This is a genomic window from Burkholderia sp. BCC1999, from assembly GCF_905339975.1.
Classification (GTDB): domain Bacteria; phylum Pseudomonadota; class Gammaproteobacteria; order Burkholderiales; family Burkholderiaceae; genus Burkholderia.
The window spans coordinates 1-5117 of record NZ_CAJPHP010000045.1; the positions used below are offsets into that span (position 1 = coordinate 1).

The window sequence follows — 5117 nt, forward strand, 5'->3', positions numbered from 1 at the left end:
TTTTTATCCTGATAACATCTGTTTATCCCCTGATGCCCAACGACTGCCTCCCGGCGGCCGTTTCCATTCGTCGCATGAAACTTCACCAGCTCCGCGCGCTCGTGGCCGTCGCCCGCTCGGGCAGCATCCATGAAGCCGCGCGCACCCTGCACCTCACGCAACCGGCCGTCACGCGCTCGCTGCGCGATCTCGAGGACGAACTCGGGTTGATGCTGGTCGCGCGCAGTTCGTCCGGCGTGACGTTGACCGATGCGGGGCGCGCGATGCTGCAGCGCGCCGAGCTGGTCGTCAACGAGGTCGCGCGTACCGAGGAGGAAATGGCGCAACTGCGCGAGAACCGGCAGGGGCAGCTCGCGATCGGGATGACGCCACTGGCCGGCATCACGGTGCTGCCGGCTGCGTACAACCGCTTTCGCCGCGCGATGCCCGACGTGCAGCTCGAGTTCGTCGAGGGCAGCCCGTCGCAGCTCGTCGAGCAGTTGAAGAACGGCGCGCTCGATTTCGCGCTGGGCGCGGGCGCGGATGCGCAGGACTTCACGTCCGTGCGCTGCGAGCATCTCGACACGTTTCCGATGTGGTTCGCGGTGAGCGGCAAGGGCAAGCTCGCCGGGGCGACGTCGCTTGCCGATCTGCAGGACGCGGAGTGGCTGCATACGGGACCGTCTGCCGAGTTCCGCGCGTATCTCGCCGAGCTGTTCGGGCAGGCCGGCCTGCCGGTGCCGCGCCGCGTGACGCGTTGCGCGTCGCAGACGTTGTTCTACGCGCTGGCCGTCAACAGCGACGTGGTGACGGCGTGGACGCAGCTGGCGCTGCGCGGCGATGCTTCCGATACGCTGAAGACGCTCGATCTCGTCGGGCAGCCGCCTGCGCGCAACCTGTATCTGCTGTTTCGCGACAGCGCGGTGCTCACGTCGTCGGCCGAATACTTCGTGCGTTGCATCGACGAAGCCGTGCAGGCCGAGCGCGCAAATGCGGGCGGGAAGAAGCGCGGCGCACGCTCGCGGACGCCCCGCCCGTGAAGCAGCCTACGGGGCGACGCGCGACAGCGGCACCGCTTCGCCGCGCAGCCTCGCGACGTCGCGGCCCGGCGCATCGCCGAACAACCGCGCGTATTCGCGGCTGAACTGCGACGCGCTGACATAGCCCACGCTGCGGCATGCTTGCCGCGCATCCATCGCCGACAGGCACATCAGGCGGCGCGCTTCCTGCAGCCGCAGCACCTTCTGGCATTGCAACGGGCTCATCGACGTGACTGCACGGAAGTGGTGATGGAAGGTCGACGGGCTCATGTCGACCTGCTGCGCGAGCGAGTCGACCGTCATCGGATCGAGGTAGTGGTCGCGAATCCATGCGACCGCGCGCGAGATGCGCTGCGTCGTCGAACCGGCCTCGCCGACCTGCGCGACGCGCGCGCCCGACGGGCCGCGTAGCAGCCGGATGAGGATTTCGTCGACGATCAGCGGCGCGAGCAGGTCGAGGTCGTCGGGTTGCGCGATCAGCTGCATCAGCCGCGCGACGGCGTCGACGATTTCGGGCGTCGCGTCGAGTGTGTCGAGCGCGCTGCAGTCGACGGCTTTAGGCAATCCGCGCGGAAAGACAACCGGCGTGAGCGCCGCGATGCGCACCGGATCGAGTTCGAGCTGCGCATAAAGGAACGGCTCGGCCGGGTTCGCGCGCGTCACGCGGCCGGTGACGGGCACGTCGGCCGTCGCGACCAGCATCCGCGCTTCGTCGGTCGCGTAGGTGGCGTCGCCAACCCGCATCGACTTCGCGCCCTGGCCGACGATGCTCAGGCACGCGTGGTGCACGCCGTGGTTCCACTGCGGCGGCGCGCCGGATGCGCGTGAGATGCGCATGCCGCGCACCGGGAGGTCGAACGACCCATCGTGCGGCGCATACGCGGCGATCAGCGCCGCAAGCCGGGCCGCGTGCGGCCGTACCGGCGACCGAGGATCGTGATCGTGCAGGGGGCGCGGTTGCGATGGCGTTCGGGCGTCGATTTCCATGTTAAGTGAGCGGATGGCGGAGTGAGCGATGCGAGGTGCGCGGCTGCGATTCCCCGTCGAGGTGCAGGCAGGGGCGCCGGCACGGCGGTCACATCGTACGGCCAGATGCGTGCGCGGGATTGCCCAAACCTGTCGGAAATTAGCCCGATCATCCGGACCTGCACGGTCGATGGTCGCATCGGCCGTCGTGGCGTGGTGTGCAGCGCACAAATTCGGAAATTAAGGCAAAACAATCGCAGGATCGGGCAAGCCAATTTCCGGCGGTTTTCATACCATTACACCTGCTGAAAGAAATGTGTTCCAGCGTGTCCGGGTGACGCAGGCAAGACCGTCGCATGATGCGCGGTCGCCGCCGCGCAGGTTGCCGTTGCGAACCGCTGGAAAAGACTCAGGACTGCTATCGAATGATCGTGCATCGGGCCAGCCGAGGCCGGCTTGCGTCCGTTGCATGCCGGCGAGCACCCGTGGCGAGCATACCGACCGACCCGGCGTGGCCGGTGTCGGCGCCGCCGCATTGGCCGGGTCGATGCAGATCGGCCGCGAGGCGACGGCGGGCGCCGGTGGAACGGCAGCCGTCCGCGCAGGGGAATCCGGACAAATGGACCAACTTCAATCGATTCGGGCATTCGTGACGGTGGCAAGGGAAGGCGGTTTTCGCCGGGCGGCGACGCGGCTTCGCGTGTCGACGGCGATGGCGAGCCGGCTGGTCGATGCGCTCGAAACGCGGCTCGGCGCGCGGCTGCTGCAACGCAGCACCAGCCACCAGTCGCTGACGGAAATCGGCGAGCTGTATCTCGCGCGTGTCGAGCGGATTCTCGGTGCGATCGACGAGATCGACGGCCGTTTCGTCGCGATGGGCAGCAAGCCGGAAGGCGTGTTGCGCGTGGCCGCACCGGTCGCGTTCGGGCTCAGCCAGCTGAGCGCGTTGCTCGATCGTTTCGTGCACCTGTTTCCGGACGTGCGGCCGACCGTGACGCTGACCGATGCGCATGTCGACCTGACCGCCGAAGACATCGACGTCGCGTTCCTGACCGACGGCATGCCGGTATCCGGTGCGCACGCACTGCATACGCTTGCCGCGTACGAATCCGTGCGCGTGGCGGCGCCGGGTTATGTCGCCGCACATGGTGGCGCGGATGTATCGGGCGACTGGCCGGACCTCGCAACCGTACGGCTCGAACTGCCGGCGGCCGACAACGACCCTGCAGCCGCGATTCGACCGGGCACGGTGCCCGGCAATGCGGGCGTCGGTCATCTCGAGATGGCACGACGGCTGGCCGTGGCCGGCATGGGCGCGGCGGTGCTGCCCGCGTATCTCGTCGATGCCGATCTGGCGGCCGGCACGCTGGTGCGTATCGCGCCGGTCCGCCCGCTCGCGCCCGTCACGCTGAAGCTTGCGTATGCGCGTGCCGCGCATTTACCGGCCGCCGCGCGCGCATTCATCGAATTCGCCGGCGCCGCGTTCCGGCCCGCGCGCTAGCAGCCCGACCGGCCGCCACGGCAACGCGAGCCCGCCGGGGCCGCGGGCTCGCCGTTCCTTTTTACGGAAGCAGTTCGGCAAACGAACGCTCCGCAGGGTGCAACGCACACCCGAAGCAAGCGCCCGCATGGGCGGCGAACCGGAAGCGACAGCATCCCGTTCGCGCATGCGGGCCGTGAGGAGATCTGGTGATTCCCATTGAAGGTCGTCTATTTGTGAGAGGTCGCTCCATGCGCGTCGAACGGGTTCCATACCGCTTAATCACTGCCGCAACGGCTGCCGTTTTCCTGGCCGCGTGCGGGAAAAAAGAATCGGCGCCGCCGCCGCAAACGCCGGAAGTCGGCGTCGTTACCGTCCAGCCGCAAGCCGTGCCGGCCGTGACCGAACTGCCGGGCCGCACCAGCGCGTTCCTCGTCGCGCAGGTGCGTGCACGGGTCGACGGCATCGTGCTGCGCCGTGAATTCACCGAAGGCACCGACGTCAAGGCTGGCCAGCGTCTGTACAAGATCGACCCGGCGCCGTACGTCGCCGCGCTGAACAGCGCGAAGGCGACGCTCGCGAAGGCGCAGGCGAACCTCGTCACGCAGAACGCACTGGTCGCGCGCTACAAGGTGCTGGTCGCCGCGAACGCGGTCAGCAAGCAGGACTACGACAACGCAGTGGCCACGCAAGGGCAGGCTGCCGCGGACGTCGCGGCCGGCAAGGCAGCGGTCGACACCGCGCAGATCAACCTCGGCTATACGGATGTCGTGTCGCCGGTCTCGGGTCGCGTCGGCATCTCGCAAGTGACGCCGGGCGCGTACGTGCAGGCGAGCCAGGCGACGCTGATGTCGACCGTGCAGCAGCTCGATCCGGTGTACGTCGATCTGACGCAGTCGAGCCTCGACGGCTTGAAGCTGCGCCAGGACGTGCAGAGCGGCCGTCTGAAGACGAGCGGCCCGGGCGCGGCGAAGGTGTCGCTGGTCCTCGAAGACGGCAAGACCTACTCGGAAGCGGGCAAGCTGCAGTTCTCGGACGTGACGGTCGACCAGACCACCGGCTCGGTGACGATCCGCGCGATCTTCCCGAACCCGGGCCGCGTGCTGCTGCCGGGGATGTTCGTGCGTGCACGGATCGAGGAAGGCGTGAACGAGAACGCGTTCCTGGTGCCGCAGATCGGCGTCACGCATGACCAGAAGGGCCAGGCGATCGCGCTCGTCGTGAATGCGGCCAACAAGGTCGAGACGCGTCCGTTGACGACGACCGGTACGTACGGTCAGGACTGGATCGTCGAGGGCGGTCTGCAAGCGGGCGATCACGTGATCGTCCAGGGCGTCGACAAGGTGCGCCCGGGTGCGACCGTGAAGACCGTCGCGGCGCAGCTTGCACCGGCGCCGGATGCCGCTTCCGCTGCACCGGCGAACGCCGCGCCGGCGAGTACCGCCGCCAATGCTGCTGCGAGTTCGGCCGCCGCGTCGGCCGCGCAATAACTGGGAGTCCGTTTCATGGCCAAGTTCTTTATCGATCGCCCGATCTTCGCGTGGGTGATCGCGATCGTGCTGATGCTGGCCGGCGTCGCATCGATCTTCAAGATGCCGATCGCGCAGTATCCGACGATCGCACCGCCGACGATCCAGATCCAGGCGAACTAT

Annotated in this window: 5 protein-coding genes; 4 read left to right on the top strand and 1 reads right to left on the bottom strand. The window is 67.9% G+C overall.

Annotated features, from left to right (window positions below):
• The first annotated feature begins 74 nt into the window (after positions 1–74).
• Complete coding sequence (locus U5809_RS34415) at positions 75–1019, top strand: LysR family transcriptional regulator (RefSeq protein WP_322089828.1); 945 nt, start codon at positions 75–77, stop codon at positions 1017–1019.
• A 6-nt stretch (positions 1020–1025) separates the two neighbouring features.
• Here U5809_RS34415 and U5809_RS34420 read toward each other — a convergent pair whose 3' ends face one another.
• A complete protein-coding gene (locus U5809_RS34420; protein WP_282512432.1) occupies positions 1026–1856 on the bottom strand; it encodes an AraC family transcriptional regulator in 831 nt (276 codons plus the stop codon).
• Between the two features lie 748 nt (positions 1857–2604).
• On the opposite strand from U5809_RS34420, the gene U5809_RS34425 reads away from it, so the two are divergent.
• The 3 genes from U5809_RS34425 to U5809_RS34705 form a co-directional block, all read left to right on the top strand.
• Complete coding sequence (locus U5809_RS34425) at positions 2605–3486, top strand: LysR family transcriptional regulator (protein WP_322089829.1); 882 nt, start codon at positions 2605–2607, stop codon at positions 3484–3486.
• Between the two features lie 230 nt (positions 3487–3716).
• Positions 3717–4955, top strand: a complete 1239-nt coding sequence (locus U5809_RS34430; protein ID WP_322089830.1) for an efflux RND transporter periplasmic adaptor subunit — start codon at positions 3717–3719, stop codon at positions 4953–4955.
• A 15-nt stretch (positions 4956–4970) separates the two neighbouring features.
• A partial coding sequence (locus tag U5809_RS34705; RefSeq protein ID WP_321903870.1) for an efflux RND transporter permease subunit occupies positions 4971–5117 on the top strand: 147 nt, incomplete at its 3' end.